This is a genomic window from Pontibacter deserti (assembly GCF_023630255.1).
Classification (GTDB): Bacteria; Bacteroidota; Bacteroidia; order Cytophagales; family Hymenobacteraceae; genus Pontibacter; species Pontibacter deserti.
On sequence record NZ_JALPRS010000001.1, the window covers coordinates 1,683,899 to 1,707,934 of the forward strand.

Consider the following 24,036-nt stretch of genomic DNA (forward strand, 5'->3'; position numbering starts at 1 on the left):
TGCATCTGAATATTCTTTTACTGAGCTGATAACTACCACAATACCCTTATTACGTTAATTTATGCTTACGACACCTCTACAGCATACTCCCCCACCCAAACTTAATAAACCAATACAGGAAGATGTAAGAGCTATACGCTTCATGATCGTGCTGGGGCTGTTCTGTATGGTTTCCTTTTTATTCTGGTTCATCGACGAAGATCATATAGGTTACGCTCCTCTGTTCTGGCTGCTTACCACGGCACTTGGCTTTAAACTGCTGCGCACCCTACACGAGTGGTATCATTATTTTGCGGTAAGTGTGCCTAAGCGGCCCGTATTACAAACACCATTTACAGTAGATGTGTTTACAACAGCTTGTCCTGGTGAACCTCACAGCATGATCATCCAGACGTTGGAAGCTATACAGAACATCCGTTACCCGCACACTACTTATTTATGTGATGAAGGCGACGACCCTGTACTTAAAGCTGCCTGTGAGAGATTAGGAGTAAAACATATCACACGAAGTATAAAAGTAAATGCCAAGGCAGGTAACATAAATAATGCCCTGCAGTATGCTACCGGCGATATTTGCCTAATCCTGGACCCTGATCACGTACCAGCCCCCGAGTTTCTGGATGAAGTACTGCCATTTTTTGAGAACCCGGAGATTGGATTTGTGCAGGTAGTGCAGGCCTATAGTAACCGTAAGGAAAGTCTGGTGGCCTATGGCGCTGCCGAGCAAACTTATAGTTTTTATGGCCCTATGATGATGGGGATGAACAGCTATGGCACAGTACAGGCCATTGGCGCGAATTGTACCTTCCGTAGAGAGGCTTTAGATAGCATAGGCGGGCATGCAGCCGGCTTAGCCGAAGACATGCATACAGCTATGCAATTACATGCCAAAGGCTGGAAATCGGTGTATGTCCCTAAAATACTGACACGTGGGTTAGTACCTGCTACAATGTCTGCATACTATAAGCAGCAGATAAAATGGGCACGGGGTACATTTGAGCTTCTTTTTGCTGTGTATCCAAAGCTGTTCAGTAAGTTTACCTGGCGCCAGAAGATCCATTATTTTACACTACCACTTTATTACCTGTTCGGGGTGTTTAACCTCGTAGATTTTGCTATTCCTATACTTGCACTGGTGCTGGCTGAGTTCCCATGGTATGTGCCTCTAGGCGAATTTGTGGTGATGTTTGCTCCATTTTTCTGTATATCTATCTGTATAAGGCATTTTGCGCAGCGCTGGCTACACGAGAAGAATGAAAGCGGTTTCCATATGTTTGGCGGTATTCTCCGCACCGGTACGTGGTGGGTCTTCAGCCTCGGATTGATCTATTCGATATTCAGAATAAAAGTGCCTTACATCCCTACGCCAAAAGACGATAAACCTCAAAACAATTACCTCCTGAACCTGCCGAACATCACGGTTTGCGTTATCAGCATTTGGGCAATTTATTACAGCCAGTTAGAGTACGGGCATTTATACGACAACCCGTATGTACAGATGATGGCGCTCTTCTCGCTGGTAAACGTTTCCATTCTGGGAGGTATCATCCTGATAGGGCAGGAAAAGTGGATGCACTGGATCAGGGTGAACTTTATACAGGCCTCTGTGCTGCAGCCCGTTTTAATGCCGCTCCGCTTACTTATCTGGCGTGCCCGCCATAGCTTTTATGGTAGCATCCGGTACTTTGCACTTACTTTTACAATGCTGGCAGCTATACTATCTTTCAGCTTCATCATCGCAAAGTATAATCAAATCGACTTATTAGATTTTGATCAACAGGTTAAAAAAGAAACTCACCCGCCAGTAAAAGACAAAGACGCAGTGAACGCCCTCATCGGGAAGTTTACACAATAGCGCTATAGTAACTATAGCGTACGTAAGTTTATACTCCTTTTGAAAGCATAGATTATATCTTATTTTATTTTACAAGCTATAGCTCACATTAAGCTTAAGTATAGTTAAATTTTTATAGTTTAATTTATAGATTTACAGTGCGATAGCATGAATCTATACTTTAAGCCTATGAGAACAGCTTTACTCACCTTTATACTTATTCTCTCTTTCTTTTCTTCTTTTGCCCAACCTTCTTTGTATAAATCAAAATCTACTATTGGGGATTTACCCAATCTTAGCGTAGCGAATATGACCATGGACAAAGAAGGTAATGTCTATGTAGTTGACTCATCAAGCGTTTATAAACTGAAGGATGGACAGATCCTGTCTAAAACGACTTTCAACATTACTGACTATGCAGGGAAGAGTGCTAATCCTTCCGATGTCGTCGTTGATAATGATTTAAATATTTATCTCTCTGATGTATTTAAGTCTCAAATTTTAAAATATGATAAGAATGGAAATCTCTCTAAAGTAATAGATATAAAAGATGATACTAGCAATGTAAAGATATTTCCCTTTCAAATACTTGTTGATAGTGAATCCAATTTGTATGCTTTCGATAGTTATAAAAGAAGACTTTATGTATATAATAAAAGTGGAGATCTTACAAGAAAGATCAATATTCTAGATGTTGAACCAACGTACGGTACCTCAGATATTATTTTAGCATTCGATAAGCAGGAAAATTTACATATAGCTGAAAATAAAAGAATTCCTTATTACGGAGATGTACTTACTTCATTACCTGTATATTTCATTCAAAGTAAAGAAAGTGAATTATTAAGGAGATTTAATAAAGAAGTCTTTGATGAAGCAGGGAATCTAGTAGAACCTGTAGATATAGTGTTTGATTCTAGTGGGAATATCTACATTTCTGATTTTGCTTCAGCAGTTAAGGTTTTCTCACCAGATGGGCGCTTCTTACGCCGACTCTCTACCTATACAACATCTTTAGCAAATAGCAGAAGAAGATATAAGTTAGGAATTGATAGTAAAGACAACTTATACCTTGGCAGTTATTCAGAATTTGGTAGTGCTATCAATATTTATAACCAAGCATTTGAACAAATTGGTAATTGGGGCGGTGAACGTCGCCCTCAGGAGCTAGCTTTTGATAATCAGGACAACCTCTATATCCTGGATTTTAATACATATGAAATAATAAAGGTAGACACTCAGGGAAAAGAACTTCTGGTATTTGGAGGCACAGAATCGGGCATTACAGAACCTTTAGCTATTACTGTAGATGATAAAAACTATACTTATGTTTTAAATGCAAAATTCAAAAATTCCTTTATCTTAAAATTTGACCCTAAAGGTAAACTTGTAGCTAAAATCGAAGGAATAAACCTGGAGGTTTCTAAAAGTGATGTTTATATTAACAATGCAGGCTTAGCAGTAGACTTTTGGGGTAATATATATATATCAACGTGGGTTAATCAAAATACTACTTTCCCATTAGCTAAATATGACCCCCAAGGTAAATTTATTATGTCCTTTGCATCAGTTGGAAAAGAGAAAGGACAGCTTTGGAATGTACAGGATGTTACAGTAGATGCTGCAGGTTTTGTATATACAAATGATTTAAACGGTCGCCGGATCCAAAAATTCTCATCAACTGGTAAATTTATACATCAGTATGGTTCTTTTGATACTTCCGAAACACATTGGCCAATGCGAAGCAGATTATCATCCGACGCATTTGGCAATATTGTATTGGCGTATGGTAATAACAGGTATGATTTTGCAGCACAGCATAGTGCCAAAATTTATGATATCAGAGGTAATTTATTGCAGACATTACCTAATGGTACCCCTAGCGTAGCTATTAGTAGAAGTGGTAAATACATTGCTGCAGCCGATAGCAGAAAGGATTTTATTACTATCTATGAAAATACAGCTCTTCCTGAACGTAATGTAATATCAGGTAAAATATATCGTAAAGCAGCTAATGATTGTATCACAGAACCCCAAGAATCCGGACTAGAAGCTATAGTTATAAAAGCAGAACCTGGACCTTTTTATGGAATATCAGACGCTGCTGGTAATTATACTATAACAGTTGAAAAGGGCAGCTATACAATTGAGCCTGTAGTTCAAAACAAGATTGGGATGCATATTAATAATATTTGTTATTCTGGTCCTAATCCACAAGGTATTACATTCGATAACTATGGAATTAACTCCTCAGGAAATGACTTTGGTATTAATGTCACCCTCTCCCCTTACCTAACCACTAATGTATCCTCAACACGCCGTCGTCGCTGTTTTGAGAGTACAACCAAAGTAACTTATTCTAACTCAGGTTTTGCCCCTGCTAACAATGCCAAAGTATACGTTAAGCTACCAAAAGAAGTAGAGCTACTTTCAGCTGATAAAACCTTTACCCGCCTGCCAAATGGCACCTATGTTTTTGAGGTAGGCACTGTAGCTGCTGGCGAGACCAAGACTATTACAATTCAGGATAAAGTTATTTGCGGAGATGAAAGTATACGAGGATTAACGGTATGTACCAAAGCCTGGATGACACACGATGGTCAGACGCAGCCAAAAGGACCAGTTACAACTGTTACTGGCAAATGCGACTATAATACCGGAAAGGTGCGCGTTGTATTGAAAAATACAGGACAGGCCGATATGGAAACCGGTGAAGTTTTCAGGGTATACCTCGACGGGCAACTGGCAACAGTAGAAGAATACAAACTGGCAGCCAGCGACAGCCTGGTGCTTTGGATTCCAGCAAACGGTAAAACAATAAGAGTTGATGCCGTTCAGCCAGATGGTAATGGCGAAAACACGTTAGCCAGCACTACTGTAGAAGCTTGCACAACTTTTGCTACCCGCATGGTTTTCAGTGCCGGCTTTGTTAATGCCCTGCCTCCCGACGATGAAGAGCCCGAGGTAGCAGAAGAGTGTTTACCAATCATCGACTCATTTGACCCGAACGACAAGCAGGTAGTACCAACTGGCTTAACAGAAGAAAAGTATACACCAACCGGAGCAGAGCTAAAGTATAAAATACGATTTCAGAACACTGGCACCGATGTGGCTTACCGTGTGGTGGTGGTAGATACCTTGTCAGAGCACCTAGACTTAAGTACACTGCAGATTGGATCAGCATCACATGCCTACCGTTTTGATGTAAGTGGCAAGGGCAAACCTGTACTTACCTGGACCTTCGATAACATCATGCTGCCAGATAGCAATAGCAACGAGCCGGGCAGCCACGGCTACATCCAGTTCAGCATAAAGCCTAAGACAGACCTGCCTGAGAAAACAGCAGTGGAGAATTTTGCCGATATCTTCTTCGACTATAACTCACCGGTGCGTACAAACCTGACGGTAAACCGCATTTACGACATGCCGCCTGTCATACATGAAACAGAGCGACTAGACCCGGAGCAACTTATTGCTACGCCTGGTATTGAGAGCTTCTCCCCTTCAGCTGGCAAATTCAGTGAAGAAGTTACCATTTCCGGAAAAAAATTCTCTACGGAGGCAGCACAAAACAAAGTATACTTTAATGGCAAGCTTGCAACGGTAGTAGCGGCAACTGAAACCGAGTTAAAAGTACTTGTACCAGCCAATGCAACTGCCGGAAGTATAAAAGTACAGACGCCGGATGGCGTAACTCAAAGTATAACTGGTTTTGAAGTATACCAGCCACCTGTTTTAACTAGTTTTTCACCTGCCGAAGGTATAGCTGGTACCACCGTAACCATACAAGGGCAGCACTTAACAGAACAATGGCTGCAAAGTATAACTTTAGGGAATCAGCCTTGTGAGGTTATAAATATAACAGGGAACAGCGCAGTGGTGAAAGTACCGGCAGGTGCAGTTACAGGCACTTTTGGTGTTACGAGCAAAGGTGGCGAAGCGAGCAGCAACAGTGCTTTTGTAGTATGGCATCAGCCTGAGATCAGCAACCTTAGCAAGCAGTTAGATAAAGTTGGCGCAACCATAACTATTTCAGGAATTAACTTTGCACCTTCCGCAGCCCGAAATAAAGTAATGTTTTCAGGTGTGGTTGCTCAGGTACTTGAGGCTACATCTACCAGGCTTTCAGTGAAAGTACCTGAAGGTGCAAAATCAGGAATAGTTACCGTTGAGACTCCAGGCGGAACAGCTGTCAGCACTACACTCTTTGAAGTGATACCTGCGCCAATAGTTACCAGTTTTACACCTGTTGCCGGCACTGTAGGCACCGACGTAGAACTAACAGGTCAGCATTTCCTGACCTTAGGAGAGCAGGACACCATCTTGTTTAACGGGGAGAAGGCCATAGTTCTGGAAGCAACACCAACCACATTTATAGTACGCGTGCCACGCGGGGCAACTTCGGGCAAAATAAAAGTGGCAGGTGCAGGCGGTCAGGCTATTACAGCTGCTGATTTTACAATAGAAGAACTGACACCTGAGCAAGCAATTGAAGTTTACCCGAACCCAACAACCGGCAATTTTACCATTGGTTTGGTGCACGCCGATTTTGAAGTACAGGAGGTACAACTATTTTCTGCACTAGGTCAAATAGTCTATTCCGGGAAAATAAATAGCCCACGACCTGATAAACTTGATGTAAAGCTTACAACGCCCAAATCCGGTATCTATATATTGCATATTAAAACAGAGCGCGGATTAATTGTTAAAAAGCTGAACATACTATAGTTAAACAAAAGAGCCACCGTTTATAGTGGCTCTTTTGTTTAACTATAGTATGTTCAGCACGTTTTCCTGCAGGTAGTTCTTGTTGTTTTCAGGATGAGCGGGCTTAAGAGAAGTAAATTGCTGTACTTGTTTTGTATAAGTGTTTATTCGCCATATGGCCGGGTATAAGTTCTTATGATCAAACCCCTGTATCAAGCCCACAACTATTATCTCTTCCGGGCTACGCCACCAGCTATCATGAAACTGGCAAACTGTACTGCAAAACATCAATCTGGTTCGTTTCTTTTCTTCCAGATCAACTATGGCTACTTCGTTGTCCGGGAGGGCTGCTGTAAGTTTATCCCTGCGCCCGCGCTTATGCAAAAAGGTATGGCCATAAGTATAGATATCGAGCACTCTTGTATCATCGGGTGCCTCAGTAAAAAGTGTTGGGTGCTCCTTGTATAACAGTTGCCAGTCAGAAGTAACCGGGAAAGTCAACATACTGGTATCCCAGATCTCACAAAGCCTGAAAAGGGTGTCTGCGTCATCATCCAAACCATAGAATTCAAACCAATCATTCAGCTCTTCACGGGTATCGGTAATTAACTGTAGCCTGATATGAGCCTCCTCGGAGAGTTTTGCTACAGTTCCGTTTTCCATAACAGGTTCGTCCCCCTTACAGGACATTAAAGAAACTGATAGCAAACTGATGTAGATTATATTTCTGGCTATACTTATACCTGCCCCCATTTTATAGTTATTTCCTGTAAGTACGCACAGGTTGGGGGCAGGTATAAGAAATTTAAAAGCTATAGTTATTTCTTGCTGGCCCGCATATCCATCAGCTGCACAGCTTTTACAAGCTTCACAAACTCACCGCGGTTACCGTCTTCATCTTTGCCACGGGCCTGTTGAGCCAGCTCCAGCACCTGGTTATAGTTGGCCGAGCCTTTGAATTTAGAGTCGCGGAGCAACATACCATAGGCCGCCACTGCCGCCGAGAATTTATAGTTGTCGGATAGTTTTTCAGGGGCTATGGTTTGGGTGGTAACTATAGTTTGCAGCAGTTTACTCTGGCTGCCAGCCGGTTCTTTGTAGCGCAGTTTCAGAGTCAGCAGTTCGTTAGTAGTGGCAGCTTTCTTGTTCAGTTGCGTTTGCTGGTATTTCAGGTCATCTACTTTCTGCAGTTCTGTCTTATTGTTTTTACTATTAGCAGGCACTATCTCGTAAAGCGCTGTTACGCTATGGCCGCTGCCCATGTCGCCGGCATCTTTCTTGTCGTTATTAAAGTCTTCGTTCTGCAGCGCGCGGTTCTCGTAACCGATCAAACGGTAAGCTTGTACATGAGCCGGGTTAAACTCCAGTTGCAGCTTCACGTCTTTTGCAATGGTAAACAACGTGCCACCAAACTCATTTACAAATACTTTTTTGGCTTCCAGAATATTATCGATGTAGGCATAGTTTCCGTTGCCTTTGTCAGCTAGTTGCTCCATACGCGAGTCTTTCAGGTTGCCTGTTCCGAAGCCAAGTACAGTCAGGAAAACACCGGTTTCCCGTTTCTTCTCGATCAGTCTTTCCAGTTCTCCAGAGCTCGACACGCCCACGTTAAAATCGCCGTCTGTAGCAAGTATTACCCGGTTGTTTCCGCCTTTAATAAAATGTTTTTCCGCTTCTTTGTAAGCCAGGTTTATACCTGCTGCACCGGCTGTACTTCCGCCTGCTTCCAGGGCTTCAATAGCAGTTAGCATTTCAGCTTTTTTATTGGTTGATGGCAGTACCAGTCCGGCGGCCCCGGCATAGACAACTATAGCTACCTTATCCTGAGGACGCAACTGATCTACCAGCATCTTAAATCCTGACTTTACCAATGGCAACTTATCTTCACTCATCATCGAACCCGACACATCTATCAAAAACACGATGTTAGAAGCAGGCAGGTTATCGGTCGGGATTTCTTTGCCCTGTAAGCCAATGTGCAACAGTAAATTCTCTTTGTTCCAGGGGCAGGCAGCCAGCTCTGTCGTTACTGAAAAAGGATGTTCTTTGATTGGTTGCGGATAGTCATAATCAAAGTAATTGATCATTTCTTCGATGCGCACGGCATCAGCAGGCGGTAGTTGCCCATCATTTATAAAGCGGCGCACGTTGCTGTACGAAGCATTGTCCACGTCTATAGAGAAGGTTGAAAGCGGGTTATTTTTGGCCTCCAGGAAAATGCTTTCCTGGATATTCTGATATTCTTCGGTGTTGAAGACTGGGGGCGCGTAACTGAATGTAGCCTGATCAGCAACTGCAGTTACCCCAATAACTTTACCGGCTAGCGCTCTGTTTATTCGTTTACTATAGCCAGTTACCACTACTTCTTCCAATTGTCGTCCATCAACTTCCAGGGCAACGTTGATAACCGAATCTTTTTTTATAGTTACGTCTTTGCTCTTGTACCCTATGTAGCGGAATGTAAGTGTCTTGTCAGAGTTAGAAACCAGCAATTTGTAGTTACCGGTGGCATCGGTTGCTGTGCCTTTGGTCGTTCCTTTTATAGTTATTGTTACTCCAGGTAAACCTTGAGCAGAGGCGGCATCAGTTACTTTACCGGTTATAGTTCTGTCCTGAGCTAAAGTGGTGCAGGCGATCAGCAGGAGGCTGAATAAGAGAATGTAGATGTGCTTTTTCATGGCTGTTTGTGTTTGGTTTCTATGATGATGCAGCACTCCACACGATTCCATAAATAAATATTAAAAATTTTTAATTGATCGATTTTGTGTTTCTTTAAATCAGCAATCCAACTATAGTATGTTCCTCAAATTCTTTAAAAAGGCCGACCCACCCGACGACCTGCAACTGGTGCAACAGTACCGGGCGACAGGCGATATGGATTGCCTTGGCGAGCTTTTTGAGCGACATACCGAAATGGTATACCTGGTTTGCCTGAAGTACCTGCGCGACGAAGAAGAAAGCAAAGACGCTACCATGCAGGTTTTCGAAAGCCTGACCGACCTACTGCTGAAACACGACATCGCTAATTTTAAAAGCTGGCTACACGTAATTACAAAAAACCATTGCCTGATGCAGCTTCGGGCTAAAAAAGGGAAAGAACAGGTAAGCTTAGAAGATGCTTCGCCGCCATTTATGGAAAACAGCGATCTTTTTCATCTTAGTGATGCTGAACGGAAAGACCAGGACGAAAAGCTACTGGCACAAGGGCTGGAAACACTGCCGCCAGAGCAACGGACTTGTGTAGAGCTGTTTTACCTGCAGCAAAAGAGTTATAAAGAGATTGCCGTGCAAACCGGCTGCGACCTGAACAAAGTAAAAAGTTACATACAGAACGGTAAACGGAACCTGAAACTATACATGGAGAAACACCATGAACCACGCTAACTACCCCATACACTTCGGTGCAGACGGGCACCCGACCCTGGAATTGCTGCGGCAGTCCCAGGAAGGCTTACTGTCGCCTGCGCTGAGCCATCAGCTGGAACGCCACCTGCTGGACTGTGAACTATGCGCGGACATAGCCGAAGGCATGACTTTATCAGATGCAACTCAAACTAATGCCGCCATTGCTGACATTAAGCAGCGTATGGCAGCAAAAGAAGAGAAACGCACTGCCGCTTTCTGGTTTTCCGATTGGCGTGCTGTGGCCGCAGTATTTGTGTTGATGTGCTCTGTCGTAATGGTGGTTTATTACCAATATACTAACCTAAAAACTACTTCAGAAACTATAGCTGTTGAAAAAACTGAAACGAAGCAGCCCGAAACTATAGTTAAATTCTCACCGCCAGCACCTATAGTTCATGAGGAAACGATTGAAGAGGCACAAACCATAGTTAAACCAAAGCTAAATGCAGCTAAACCAGTAATTGCTGCTGATAGTTATGCTTATGCTGAGACTGAAGATGAAGTTTTTCTGGATGTAGAAACCTTAACTGAAATAGCAGATGCAGAAATAACTGAATCAGTAGCTTTGGAAGAACTTACACTAGACCTAAAAAAGGACAGCGTGGCAAGTATAGCTACTGCTAAAACAAAAGCCAGGATTGCCGCTGCAGCTCCGCAAATGAGTTTTGAAAGAGCCTTGGAAGGCCGGGTAGCAGGAGTAGCATTACAACGGAAGTCAGGCACATCAAATGTAGTGCAAGGTAAGGTTACTGATGCTACCGGTAATCCGTTGCCGGGCGTAATGGTGCAGGTAAAAGGTACGATGCAAGGTGTATCAACTGATGCTGATGGTAATTTCTCAATTCAAATGCCTGAAGGTAAAAACGTATTGAGCTTCCGCTACATTGGCTATGAAACAAAAGAGCAACCGATTGACAGTGCCACCAATTTATTAGCTATAAACCTGCAGCCAGACAACAGGCAGCTATCGGAAGTTGTAGTTACTGGTTATAGCAAACCTACTGCGGCTCCGATTATCGAAAAACCCAAACCAACTATAGGCACCCGCGCTTACAAACTATACATAAAAAACGAGCAGCGAATATTACCTGTATCAGTCAAAGGTCGAGTTATAGTTGGTTTTACTGTCTCTGAAAAAGGGCAGTTGGAGAATGTGCGTGTGCTGCGAAGCCTGAACCCGGAAGCGGATGCAGAAGCTATGAGATTGATTCAACAAGGTCCGGCCTGGGAGCCTGCTATGCAAAATGAAAATCCTATGGCGCAGCAGGTGAAGGTGGTGGTTAGGTTTAGGTAAAACTATAAATTCATACAAGTGACTTCAACAAATGCTGTAAAATCAATATGGGAAAAACTGGTTTTGAAGTATACTTCAGACTTATTCCTGATTGAAGAACTTTGGCTTGAACTAAAAGAGTCCTATACTTCAGTCGATCGTTATTATCACAATTTTGAGCATATTAACTTGATGCTAGAACTGGCGGAGAAGTATAGCCAACTTATAAGCCAACAGCATCAGTTAATTTTCGCTATCTTTTATCATGATGTAATCTATAAGGCTACCAGGTCAGATAATGAAGAGAAAAGTGCAGCTTTAGCAGTTAAAAGGTTACGGGAGTTAGGCTTCCCTGAAGAAGCGACTGCTGAAGTGCATGAAATGATTTTGGCGACAAAAAAGCATTTACAAAGCAATAAATCTGATACCAACTTAATTTTGGATTTTGACCTGGCTATACTTGGTTCGGATTGGGAAAGCTACCATAATTATACACAGCAGATACGGAAAGAATACAGCTTTTATCCTGATATGCTTTACCGTCCTGGCCGGGCAAAAGTACTGAAGCACTTTCTTCAGCAACCGTGTATCTACAAAACTGCTGTATTCCGTGATGCGCTTGAACTCAAAGCCCGTGAAAATCTAACAAAAGAACTGAATCTTTTAAGATAAAAAGTAAGATTCATACCCCTCACCTAAGTTACTAAACCCCGCACCTACCGTATACCTGCAAGTATAAAACTGACTAAAACCTATGGAACACGAAGTAAAGCATGACCAGGAAGACCTGCGTTTTTATATAGTTATTGGCGACGAAGAAGCGGAACTTACCTATAGTTACACTGAAGAAGAAGATATGGATTTTGACCATACCTTTGTACCTGAAAGTGCCCGCGGTCAAGGTATAGCCCATAAACTGGCTCGTCACGGCCTGGATTTTGCCCGTGAAAACAACTGTAAAGCTATCGCCTCCTGCCCTGCTGTAGAAGCTTTTGTTAAGCGCCATCCCGAGTACAACGACATTATGCTGTGGCCTTAGCCGGTCAACTATAAAACCTGCAATTAATACCGTTTCTGTATTCAAAATTTCAGATATTTGTCTGTAACCAAATGCAAACATGCGCTGCACACTTGCTGGTGCTAGCCGCTAAAACCATACTATGAACGAAGAAATAAGAGAACTTGAGCCAAAAGCGCTCTGGAACTACTTCACCGACCTGAATGCTGTACCGCGCCCGTCTAAAAAAGAAGAACGCGTGATCCAGTTCATGAAAGATTTCGGCAACAGCCTGGGTCTGGAAACAATAGTGGATGAGATTGGCAACGTAATCATTAAAAAGCCAGCCACCCCAGGCATGGAAAACCGCCAGACTGTGCTGCTGCAAAGCCACCTGGACATGGTGCATCAGAAAAACGCTGATACAACTTTTGATTTTGAAACCCAAGGCATTGAGATGTATGTGGAAGAAGATTGGGTAAAGGCAAGAGGCACCACGCTGGGCGCTGATAACGGTATCGGTGTGGCAACCATTATGGCCCTACTGGCATCTAACGACATTCCACACCCGCCACTGGAAGCATTGTTTACCATTGACGAAGAAACCGGTATGACGGGCGCTTTGGGTTTGAAAGGCGGTATGCTGGAAGCCTCCATCATGCTGAACCTGGATACCGAAGACGATACCGAATTAACGATAGGTTGTGCAGGCGGCGTAGACGTAACGGCAACCGGAACTTATACTTCTGAAAATGCTGCTCCCAACACAACTGGCTACCGCTTAAGTATAAAAGGTTTGACAGGCGGTCACTCAGGGATGGACATACACCTGGGCCGTGGTAATGCCAATAAGCTGATAAACCGTGTGCTGGCACAGGCTGCTGAGCAGTTTGGCGTGCAGGTTGCTGAGATTGATGGCGGTAGTTTGCGTAATGCGATCCCTAGAGAGTCATTTGCTATTGTTGCTGTGGCGCAGGATCAGGCAAAGACTTTTGAAGAATTTGTAGCTGCACAAAAAGATATCCTGAAAAAGGAATACAACACCACAGATTCGAACCTGGATATAACTGTTGAAACTATAGCTACCCCTGCGCAGGTGCTGACCAAGGATTTCCAGTATAAGTTGTTGCGCAGCATTTACGCCTGCCCGAACGGCATTTACCGCCTGAGCCCTGATATTGAGAACCTGGTGCAGACATCGAACAACGTGGCGCGCGTGCTGGTGAAAAATGGCGAATACAGCATTCAGTGCTTAACCCGCAGCTCTGTTGACTCAGAGAAAATGGATCTGGCAAATGCGATCAAATCAACTTTCGAACTGGCTGGTGCTGATGTTACTTTTAAAGGCCAATACCCAGGCTGGACACCGCTACCAGGTGCCGCTATAGTTAAAGTTATGAGCGACCTGTACCGCGAGCTGTTTGACGGCGAGCCGCATGTAAACGCCTGCCACGCCGGCCTTGAGTGCGGTATAGTTGGTGGTAATTACCCGGGTATGGAGATGATCTCTTTCGGACCAAACATCCGTGGAGCCCACTCCCCTGACGAGAAAGTACAGATCAGCTCGGTACAGAAATACTGGGGCTTCTTACTTGAAACACTGGAGCGCATTCCTGTTAAAGTATAAAACTTATCTACATAAATTACCTTGAAAGCACCTGCCATAACAGGTGCTTTCTTTTTATCTTTGCCGCCATGAAAAACTGGATCATCCGTTATAGTTTCTTTTTTGCTGGGTTGTTGCTGTTTGGGTTTGCTAACGCGATGGCTGTGAAAGTTAAATACCTGGGCCTGCACCCCTGGGAGGTACTGAATGTGTCGCTTTTCCAGAAATTCGGCTTTAGTATTGGAACCTGGAGCGTGCTCGTTGGTCTGGCGGTGATTGCAGTTGCGTGGTTTGTGAACCGCAAGTATATCAATGTGGGTACTTTCCTGAACACACTGCTCATCGGCCCGTTCATGGACTTCTTCCTTTGGCTTGATTTTATACCTGAAGCTACTAACGGCTGGCAAGACTATGCACAGCTTTTCACGGCTATACTTATCTCCAGTATTGCAGGCGGACTTTATGTAGCAGGCGGTGTTGGTGCGGGTCCGCGGGATGGATTCATGCTTTCGCTGTCAGAGCGTACCCGTTTATCCGTTAGCCAGGCACGGATTGTAGTAGAGTGTATAGTGTTGATTATAGGTTACATGCTGGGTGGCCCGGTTGGTGTTGTTACGTTTCTTTATACTTTCATACAAAGTCCATTATTCCAGGTTACATTGTGCTGGTTCCAGAGATTGCGCATCTTTTTAACAGAAGACACCGCTCAGGTTCCTGTTGAGAAATAATTTGTAGCTAGCTGCTATAAAACAAAAAAGCCGCTCCAGTTATCTGGAGCGGCTTTTTTGTTTTAGTATACCATTACAGTCTGATAACTATACAGCTTCTCGTAATACTCATGTGCCATACGATCAGAACTGAAGAATGGAAGTACATCATACATACCCTGCTTCATGATACTTAACCACTTGCCCCTATCATAGTAATAGGTCGGGATGATCTCATTCTCCAGAATGTCCAGCATATTCTTATGATCTTCTGAGTCCTGAAGTTGGTCTGGCAGAGTAGTATCCACAATCGGAAGTATAAAACTGTTTTCTCCATGGCGGGCAAATTCAGGCAACCAGCCATCCTGCACCGAAAAGTTTACAGAACCGTTCATTGCTGCCGTCATACCACTGGTACCAGATGCTTCACGTGGCCTGCGCGGCGTGTTCAGCCAGATATCAGAACCATGTTTTAACTTACGTGACAGCTCCATCTCATAGCCGGTAAGCACCGCAAAGTTTGGTTGCTTAATAGATAGTTTTACCAGCCTGTTAAAAGTAGCTACAGCACCTTCGTCAAACGGATACGGCTTACCTGCCCAGATTACCTGAACCGGTCTCTCCGAATTATTGATGATTTTCAGGAAGCGTTCATAATCGCGAATCAACAGGTCAGCACGCTTATAGGCAGCAAAACGGCGAGCCCATACTATCGTCAGCACTTCCGGGTTAAATAACTTACCAGTCTGGTCTGCAACTGTGCGGAACAACTGGTGCTTCATTTCTTTTTTACGCTGCACAAAAGCCTGGTCGTTGCCAGATTGCAGCGCACCCCAAAGATATTCATCTGACCAATAACGGGCATGCTGGGCATTCGTGATCGCTTTTATTTCGCAGATGCCTTCGTTTTCGCACCACATCTGGTTAGCTACTTCGCCATGCAACTGTGACACACCATTCGATACTTTAGATAAACGTAAGGCAGCCAGCGTATGGTTAAACATGTGGCCATCCGTCAGGGTCAGCTTTCGCACTTCTTCCAGTGGCGTACCGTTAAAGAAACTCATACGATCCAGGAAGTTGATATCATGCTCTTCGTTACCGGCTTTCTCAGGTGTATGGGTCGTAAATACCATATGCTCACGTACTTCCTCTGCACTTCCGTACTTCTCCAGTAAGTAGAATGCCAGTGGCAGCGCATGGCCTTCATTCAAATGGTAAAGGTCTGCACCACCAAGTGCTTCTACCACTTTACCGCCACCTATACCTAAAACTATACTTTGCGCAATTCGTGTACTTACTTCAGGGTCGTACAAACGATGTGTAATAGTACGGGCCAGGTAATCATTCTCAGGTATATCCGTTGTCAGGAAATACATTGGTATAGTTCCGAAAACCTCCGGCTTTAATACCAGCGCCTTTACTTTTACCGGGTGATTGTTGACTTGTATCGTAACAGTGATGTTGGTTTCTTCCAGAAAAGTGTAGAATTTCTTCTGAAACTGCGCACGCATGGTTTGGTCATCGTTGCGCACCTGGTCGTAGTAGCCATACTTCCAAAGTATACCAATACCGATCATGTTCTGTCGCAGGTCGTGGGCACTGCGCATATGCGATCCTGCCAAAAACCCTAAACCTCCAGAGTATATTTTAAATGCCTGGTCTATGCCATACTCCATGCTGAAGTAGGCTACCCGCTTATTGTATTTTTCGTCAATATCGTAAGGATGATACCACCTGTTATATAGTTCCATATGCTAAAAGTTTTAACCTAAACCGACAAAAAAGTGCTATAGTTTCTTTATGCCAACTAAACCCAAAATGTTACTTTTTAGACTTTATAAAATTCTAAAAGGCATAATTCATTATGTTTTAAGGGGTTGCAAGAATACTACCTCTACAGCACCTATGCAAGTAATTCACAAAATACGTGCCTGTAATTCACTCAGTATCTTTACATTTTAGCAAATGGCTCTCCGAATAGTATACTTTAACATCATATTAACCCGTTATACTTGAACCTAATTAACCTTATTATAATTGTATCTCCGGTAACCCGAACAAAGCTTAACATGCGCCCTACAGTACATCGCCCTAATTTTACGGACCGGCCAAAATTTATGGCCTCCTTCTTAGTATTTCATGTTCTTTTATACCTGGCTTTTGCTTTTCCGGCACTGGCAGGCTCACTTGATAAGACACCTAATCCACAGCGACTACAGGAACTGGATCAGTTTGCTTTTAATACGGATGTTCGCTATACCAAGGATGTAAAAACACTGGCTTCTTACCTTAACACAGGAGCTACTACAGACTATGAGCGCGCCCGTATCATCTTTGCCTGGGTAGCCAGGAATATCCGTTACAATGATTATGGTTACAACTCCGGTAATTTGGGCAACTCTTCAGTAGAACACGTTCTTAAAACACGCCTGTCAGTTTGTGATGGATATGCCCGCTTATACAAAGCCCTGGGCGAAGAAATGGGTCTGAAAGTAGAAAAAGTAAGTGGCTACGCAAAAGGATACGGTTATGCTCCCGGTAAGCGTTTTTACCAGACAAATCATGCCTGGAACAGCGTGTACCTGAACGGTAAATGGCGGCTTGTTGATGCTACCTGGGGGTCGGGAGCAGCAGAAATGGTGAACGGTAAACTGAAAACTAAATTCAGATACTCTCCTTACTGGTTTGATACGGATCCGCATGAATTTCTATTCAGCCACTTGCCAAAGGAACCGAAATGGCAACATATTAATACCCCTATTACGCTGGCACAATATGAGAGATTAACTTCTGTTGATGAGTCACTATTCAGGCTGGGGGCAGATGCTGCAGAACTTTTACAGGATCTTACTAGTGGTAAACTTAAAACGATAGCCACCACCTGGAATACTGACCTGAATGTGCAGATAACCAAAGCACCCTTAGAAGGTAAATTGATGCCCGGAAAACCTTATACTTTATCCTTTAAAGCGACGAATGATGTTGAACTGATTGTACTGAACAACAAGAAGTGGCTATACTTTACTACAGCCGGAGAAACACATACACTTAAAGTAAATCCGTCTCAGGGGAACTTGGCGGTAATGGCCCGTAAAAAAGGCAGCAAAGGAAATTACTCTTATTTTATGGAATATAAAGTCGGAAGTTAGATAACAAGTTCTTCAAAAGTAAGGGGTTACTGATAAAGTAGTCCCTTTTTTGTTATGTCTAGAGACCAGTTTACCATCAGGCTTTAGTGTTGTTAAGCTTTATTATAGTGTAGCATCACTTGTAATGCTTCACTAGTCGGGCTTAAAAGAGCGCAACGCAAAACAAGGCGTTTGATATTCTTAATATATAACAAGAGACTCCGGTTCAATTCATCCTGCTGTTAAACCCTTCAGGCAAGTTCAAGTCAAAGCAAAAGAAAGTTCAGCTGACAACTAAAAAAAGCTGCATTTTAAATCAGAAATACTATTTTTAAGAAGTTTTATGTGGTAGCTCTCACCGGCTATACTTTTAAAACTTAGTTACTATTTTTTCAAAAATTAAAACAATCTAACTAAACACTATGCAATTAAATTACTCTGGAGAGCGCAAGGTTAAACTGAAGGCTCAGTTTAAATACCTTGTACTTGGAGCGGCTTTTATGTTTGCGTTTGATGCTTCTGCACAGCATGGCATCAAAGGTGGCGCTAAAAAAGCTACACCATTCATTAATAAAGCTAACATGGATCTGAGCGTGAAGCCGGGCGATGACTTTTATACTTACGCTAACGGCGCCTGGTTAAAAGCGAATCCGGTTCCAGCCAAAGAAACACGTTGGGGTAGCTTTAACGAGTTGCGTGACTTCAACATTAAAGCCGTTCGTACTATTCTGAACGATGCAGCAGCTGCTAAAAATGCGAAAGCAGGCTCTGTTGAAAAGCGTGTAGGCGATTTCTACGCTGCCGCTATGGACAGCGCCGCTATCGACAAGCTGGGTTATACGCCTATAAAAGGGGATCTGGAGCGAATTAAAGGTATAAAAGATGTAAACGGTATACTTAATGAGGTAGCCTACCTGCGCACAACCGGCGCTGCATCTCCTATGTTCGGTTTCTATGTGGGCCAGGATCGTAAGAACGTAGAGAACATGGTACCGCAACTGAGCCAGGGCGGTACTACACTTCCTGACCGTGACTATTACCTGAAAAACGATGCGCGCAGCACCAAAATCCAGGAGGCTTACAAAACTTACATCACGAAGCTGTTTACCTTAACAGGTGCAGATAAGGCTACGGCAGAGAAAAATGCGGAGACCATCTTCAACCTGGAGAAGAAAATGGCAGAAGCGCAGATGGCACGTGTAGAAATGCGTGACCCGTACAAAACCTACAACAAATTTGCCGTTGCCGATTTCAGCAAGACCACTCCGAACATGGATTGGAAAGTGTTAATGGCAAAAATGAAAGTAACAGGCCAGGATACTGTACTGGTAAGCTCACCTAAGTTCTTTACTGAGCTGAATAGTTTACTAACTAGCACTCCGGTTGCTGACTGGAAAACATACCTGCAGTGGAATGTAATGAAATCGGCTGCTCCATACTTGAGCTCCGATTTTGTGAATGCTAACTTTGCTTACACGCAAGCATTGACCGGCCAGAAAGTTCAGACGCCACGTTGGCAGCGTATGTCTTCTCTGACAGACGGCACGATTGGTGAATTGCTGGGCCAGCTTTATGTTGCCAAGCACTTTAAGCCGGAGGCAAAAGCCCGTATGGACGAGATGATCGCTAATCTGATCAAAGCATACGAGATCCGCATTAAAGGCCTTGACTGGATGAGTGCTGAGACAAAAGAAAAAGCCTTGGCTAAACTTCATGCTTTCAGACCAAAAGTTGGTTATCCGAATAAATGGGAAACTTATGAAGGTCTGGCAATTTCGCGCGATGCTTTCTTCCAGAACGTGCGCAACTCAGGTGAGTGGGGCTACAACAAAATGGTAAGCCAGCTGGGCAAGCCTGTTGACCGCGAGCGTTGGGGTATGACACCTCCGACTGTAAACGCTTACTACAGCCCGGTTATGAACGAGATCGTGTTCCCGGCAGGTATCCTGCAGTTCCCGTTCTTCGATCCGAATGCGGATGATGCGGTTAACTATGGTGGTATAGGTGCCGTAATCGGTCACGAGATATCTCACGGCTTTGATGACTCTGGTAGCCAGTACGACAAAGACGGTACCCTGCGCAACTGGTGGACTGCTGAAGACTTAGCTAAATTTAAAGAGAAAGCAGCTGCTCTTTCCAAGCAATATGATGCTTATACAGTACTGGATACCATACACGTAAATGGTAAACTTACACTTGGTGAAAACATTGGTGACTTGGGTGGCCTGAATGCTGCTTACGAAGCTTTTAAAATGACGAAGCAGGGTAAGTCTAAGAAGAAGATCGATGGGTTTACACCGGACCAGCGTTTCTTCCTGTCGTGGGCACAGGTTTGGAGAGCTAACACGCTTCCTGAAACTGCAGCACAGCTTATCGTAACAGATCCGCACTCTCCTGGCCAGTACCGTACCATCGGTGCTCCGGTTAACATGGATGCCTGGTACAAAGCATTTAACGTGAAGCCTGGCGACAAGCTTTACATTAAACCTGAAGATCGTAACAGAATCTGGTAAGTATAATCGGATAAGTTTTATACTTCTAAAAGCCGCTCAGACTATAGTTTGAGCGGCTTTTATTTTATATTTAATCTGCATTACCCCTTCCAGAAAATGGAGCCTGGTTTAAACCTTCAGTTAAGTTTATAGTTGAAAGATATTGTAACTTTAAAATCAGACCACAACATGGCGAATTTATTTTCCCCGCTAACAATAAAAGGAATCACGCTTAAAAACAGGATTGCTGTATCACCAATGTGCCAGTACTCCAGCCAGGATGGTTTTGCAAACGACTGGCATTTAGTACACTTAGGTAGCCGTGCCGTTGGTGGCGCCGGACTGGTAATTGCCGAAGCTACTGCCGTGTCGCCGGAAGGCAGAATTACACCGGATGATATTGGTCTCTGGAAAGATGAGCATATTCCGATGTGGCAACGCATCAATACTTTTATTGAGGAACATGGTGCTGTTCCGGGCGTGCAACTGGCGCATGCAGGTCGTAAGGCCAGCCACAAAAGTCCGTGGAAAGGGGCAACAGCATTAACGCCAGAGGAAGGAGCCTGGCAAACGGTAGCTCCTAGTGCAATCCCTTTTTCAGAAGCAGAACCTGCCCCACTTGCCTTAGATAAAGAAGGTATACAAAAAGTAATTTCAGATTTCAGAGCTGCGGCGGTAAGAGCTGTAGAGGCCGGATTTAAGGTGATCGAAATTCATGCGGCACATGGGTATCTGTTACACGAATTCTACTCCCCGCTCAGCAACAAACGCACCGATGAATATGGCGGCTCTTTTGAGAACCGCATCCGTCTGCTGCTGGAAGTGACCGAAACTATAAAAGAAGTATGGCCTTCTGACTATCCGCTATTTGTACGCATCTCTGCTACAGACTGGACCGAGGGTGGCTGGACAGGCGAAGACTCTATAGCGCTGGCAAGAATATTAAAAGATAAAGGAATTGACCTGATTGATTGTTCTACAGGCGGAAATGTACCAGCTGCTAAAATTCCGGTTGGCCCGTGCTACCAAGTAGAATTTGCTGAAAGTATAAAAAGAGAAACAGGCATTTTGACGGGCGCCGTAGGCATGATCACAACAGCACAGGAAGCAGAAACTATAGTTACTACCAGTCAAGCTGATATTGTATTACTGGCAAGAGAACTGCTACGAGATCCATACTTCCCGATGCATGCTGCCTTTGAGCTTGGTTATGAACATGCCTGGCCATCGCAGTACGAACGGGCAAAGCCACGTAAAGTATAGGGGCTATACTTTCATATAAATAAAAAGGGCAGACGATGAGCTGCCCTTTTTATTTATACTTCAGCTTAGCTTTTCTAGGCATTTCTCTAAATCAATTCCTTCTCCCAGCACACCTTTAAACAGATCACCTTCTTGCTTGATGCGGTCTGGTACGTTGTGGATAGTAAATGCTTCAGGGGTTAAGCCTGGTTTTACTTCATCCCAGCTTAATGGCGTAGAAACAGTGGCTCCCGGTTTAGGGCGAACAGTATAAGCTGAGGCGATAGTTTGTCCGATAGAGTTCTGCAGAAAATCCAGGTATACTTGTTTGCGACGTTCTTTTGGGCTTCGTTCCAGGCTGGTTAATTTAGGAAGCTTCTCGTGTACCAGTTGCGCAACCAGGTGGGCAAAATCCCGGGCTTGATCAAACGTATACTTAGCACCTAGCGGCATAAAAATATGCATGCCTGTTGCGCCGGATGTTTTACAGAAAGTGGTTGCGCCTGCCTTATCCAGCACTTCTTTGGTTGCCAGCGCCACCTCCACCACATCATCATAAGTGTTCTCTCCCGGGTCAAGATCTATTACCATGTAATCCGGCTTCTCTAAGCTGGCAATGCGGGAGTTCCAGGGGTTAAGCTGAATGCAGCCCAGGTTGTTCATGTAGGCCAGGGTAGCTTGGTTATCACACACCAGGTACTCCACATCTTCACCTGTGCTCTCTGCTCTCAGTTTTATAGTTCTAACCCAATCTGGAGTGTGCGTAATATCTTTCTGAAAAAAACCTGGTTTGGTTATGCCTTCCGGGTTTCGGAATAGCGACTGTGGCCGGTCTTTTAAGTACGGAACTATAACGTCGGCTATACTTTGGTAATAATTGATCAGGTCGCCCTTTGTAATATTTTCTTCAGGCCAGTATAGCTTATCCAGACTGCTGAATGCTACTTCCTGACCATCTATAGTTTGTGTGACGCGGTTTTTATGTTTTGATGCTGAGGCTGATTTCATTATGTTAGCTTTTGTTGCACTGGGTTGATGTTCTGCTTCTTCCACTGCTTCGGTTGTATGGATGGCATTCTCCCGAACCACGTCTGTCACTTTTTTGTCTTCGCGAAGCCCTTCATAAATTGCCTGGCGCATTATTCCTTCATTGGTCCATTCAGCAAAAGAGATCTCGGCAACCAGTTCAGGTTTTACCCAGGTGGCCGGCGCATTGGGTTTTACTTTCCCAGAAAAAGGAGATTCATTCTGTACCAGTTTATCGAGCCTGACTTTAAGTGCATCCAGCGATTTAGTGTTGAAGCCGCTACCACTCTGCCCTACATAAGTCAGCTTTCCGTTCTCATATACCCCTAGCAGCAAAGCGCCAATGTGCTTCCGTTTACCTTTTGGTTCTGTAAATCCGGCTATTACAGCTTCCTGGCGCATATGCGTTTTAATTTTGAGCCACTCGGTGCTGCGCTGGCCGGTGCGGTACGGGCTATCCGCTTTTTTAGCCATAATGCCTTCCACATTGTTGCGCTGCGCTTCCTTAAAGAACGCTATACCGTTACCCACCACATGGTCAGAATAACGCACTGCCGGCAACTCATCAGCCAATAACTCTTCCAGGCGCTTTTTCCGCTCCAGCAAGGGCAGGTCACGCAGGTCTTCACCGTTCAGGTATAGCAAGTCGAACACATAAAAGTATAAATGCTGCGAAGGTGTGTTCTGGTAATTCTGCAACTGCTGAAAAGTAGCATAGCCTTTGTCGTTCAGCACTACAATTTCCCCATCCAGCACTGCATCCTGCCCCAGTTGCTTCAGGCTATCAAGTATAGGCTTATAGGTTTCGCCGTAAGATTTACCGTTTCGGGAGTATAACTCCACCTTTCCATCCTCAACTTCAGCCACAGCCCTGAAACCGTCCCATTTTATCTCATAGATCCAGTCGTCTCCATCAAAAGGGCCATCCGTAAGTTTGGCCATCATAGGCACAATTTTTCGCAGAATTTCTGAAGATTTAGCGCTCGGTTTAGCTTTGGCTGCCTTAGCTTTCGTGCTCTTCTTTACAGTTTTAGTTGATGAGGATTTAGCAATTTTACCCAGGTGCTCTTCACTGTCATAAGGTTCTGAAACAGCAGCTTCATCTTTCTTTTTCACCAGCAACCAGGCTCCTTCCTGACGCCCTTTCATCTTTACAAGCGAGAAAGCGCCCTGCAGTTTTTTCCCATCCAGCACAAAGCTTATACTTCCGTTTTCCAGCCCCTGTAGCAGCAGTTCCTCCCCTTCTTTCGGGTCGTCGGTCTCAACAGAACTATAAAAGCCTTCGTCCCAGATATCGACGTGGCCAGCGCCATAGTTACCCTCCGGGATGTCGCCTTCAAAGGTTCGGTATGAAAAAGGATGGTCTTCTACCTGCATCGCAAGCCGTTTGTCGGTAGGGTTCATGGATGGCCCTTTCGGAACAGCCCAGCTTTTAAGCACCCCTTCCATCTCCAACCTGAAATCGTAATGCAAGGTAGATGCCTGGTGGCGTTGCACCACAAATCGTAACTGTCCTTCGTGTTTCTGCTGCTTTCCTTCCGGCTCAGGTGTTTCGCTGAAGTTGCGTTTCTGGTTATACTTCTGTAAGCCCATATGGTGAAACTATAGTTTATACC

At 44.1% G+C, this 24,036-nt stretch carries 15 protein-coding genes; 11 read left to right on the top strand and 4 right to left on the bottom strand.

The genetic code is table 11. The annotated features are described in order from the left end of the window. Positions 1–61 precede the first annotated feature (61 nt). Positions 62–1,855: a glycosyltransferase family 2 protein gene (locus MJ612_RS07255; RefSeq protein WP_187032835.1), complete on the top strand. Its 1,794-nt coding sequence runs from the start codon at positions 62–64 to the stop codon at positions 1,853–1,855. 168 nt (positions 1,856–2,023) lie between these two features. After that, on the top strand, positions 2,024–6,562 hold the full coding sequence (locus MJ612_RS07260) for a DUF7619 domain-containing protein (RefSeq protein WP_187032837.1): 4,539 nt from the start codon (positions 2,024–2,026) through the stop codon (positions 6,560–6,562). A 42-nt stretch (positions 6,563–6,604) separates the two neighbouring features. On the opposite strand, the gene MJ612_RS07265 is transcribed toward MJ612_RS07260, so the two are convergent. Together MJ612_RS07265 and MJ612_RS07270 are read right to left on the bottom strand one after the other, a co-directional pair. Then, complete coding sequence (locus MJ612_RS07265; protein ID WP_187032839.1) at positions 6,605–7,204, bottom strand: hypothetical protein; 600 nt, start codon at positions 7,202–7,204, stop codon at positions 6,605–6,607. Between the two features lie 155 nt (positions 7,205–7,359). Further along, entirely contained in the window at positions 7,360–9,219 is a 1,860-nt protein-coding gene (locus tag MJ612_RS07270; protein WP_187032841.1) for a vWA domain-containing protein, read from the bottom strand. Between the two features lie 118 nt (positions 9,220–9,337). Here MJ612_RS07270 and MJ612_RS07275 point away from each other — a divergent pair, with 118 nt between their 5' ends. The 6 genes from MJ612_RS07275 to MJ612_RS07300 all read left to right on the top strand — a co-directional run bounded on the left by MJ612_RS07275 (position 9,338) and on the right by MJ612_RS07300 (position 14,550). Further along, positions 9,338–9,925: an RNA polymerase sigma factor gene (locus MJ612_RS07275; protein ID WP_187032843.1), complete on the top strand. Its 588-nt coding sequence runs from the start codon at positions 9,338–9,340 to the stop codon at positions 9,923–9,925. Next, positions 9,912–11,240 carry a TonB family protein gene (locus MJ612_RS07280; protein ID WP_187032844.1) on the top strand — a complete coding sequence of 443 codons (1,329 nt, stop codon included), beginning with the start codon at positions 9,912–9,914 and terminating at the stop codon, positions 11,238–11,240. Before MJ612_RS07275 ends, MJ612_RS07280 begins: the two co-directional genes overlap by 14 nt. Positions 11,241–11,258: 18 nt before the next feature. Continuing rightward, entirely contained in the window at positions 11,259–11,891 is a 633-nt protein-coding gene (locus tag MJ612_RS07285) for an HD domain-containing protein (protein WP_222619716.1), read from the top strand. Between the two features lie 82 nt (positions 11,892–11,973). Then, positions 11,974–12,258: a GNAT family N-acetyltransferase gene (locus tag MJ612_RS07290; protein WP_187032845.1), complete on the top strand. Its 285-nt coding sequence runs from the start codon at positions 11,974–11,976 to the stop codon at positions 12,256–12,258. A gap of 121 nt (positions 12,259–12,379) precedes the next feature. After that, positions 12,380–13,843 carry an aminoacyl-histidine dipeptidase gene (locus MJ612_RS07295; RefSeq protein WP_187032846.1) on the top strand — a complete coding sequence of 488 codons (1,464 nt, stop codon included), beginning with the start codon at positions 12,380–12,382 and terminating at the stop codon, positions 13,841–13,843. 68 nt (positions 13,844–13,911) lie between these two features. Beyond that, the gene (locus MJ612_RS07300; protein WP_187032847.1) at positions 13,912–14,550 is read left to right on the top strand and encodes a YczE/YyaS/YitT family protein; all 639 of its coding nucleotides are present in this window, start codon (positions 13,912–13,914) and stop codon (positions 14,548–14,550) included. 62 nt (positions 14,551–14,612) lie between these two features. Here the strand turns inward: MJ612_RS07300 and glgP are convergent, their stop codons facing one another. Continuing rightward, a complete protein-coding gene (gene glgP, locus MJ612_RS07305; protein WP_187032848.1) occupies positions 14,613–16,283 on the bottom strand; it encodes an alpha-glucan family phosphorylase in 1,671 nt (556 codons plus the stop codon). 261 nt (positions 16,284–16,544) lie between these two features. Between glgP and MJ612_RS07310 the strand changes: the two genes are divergently transcribed. From MJ612_RS07310 to namA, 3 genes are all read left to right on the top strand, one after another. Continuing rightward, positions 16,545–17,681 (top strand): transglutaminase domain-containing protein, encoded by a 1,137-nt coding sequence (locus tag MJ612_RS07310; protein ID WP_187032849.1) that lies wholly within the window; start codon positions 16,545–16,547, stop codon positions 17,679–17,681. A 560-nt stretch (positions 17,682–18,241) separates the two neighbouring features. Beyond that, complete coding sequence (locus MJ612_RS07315) at positions 18,242–20,173, top strand: M13 family metallopeptidase (RefSeq protein ID WP_250419152.1); 1,932 nt, start codon at positions 18,242–18,244, stop codon at positions 20,171–20,173. 168 nt (positions 20,174–20,341) lie between these two features. After that, entirely contained in the window at positions 20,342–21,415 is a 1,074-nt protein-coding gene (gene namA / locus MJ612_RS07320; protein WP_187032850.1) for an NADPH dehydrogenase NamA, read from the top strand. Positions 21,416–21,475: 60 nt separating this feature from the next. Here namA and ligD read toward each other — a convergent pair whose 3' ends face one another. Continuing rightward, entirely contained in the window at positions 21,476–24,013 is a 2,538-nt protein-coding gene (gene ligD, locus MJ612_RS07325) for a DNA ligase D (RefSeq protein WP_187032851.1), read from the bottom strand. Positions 24,014–24,036 lie beyond the last annotated feature (23 nt).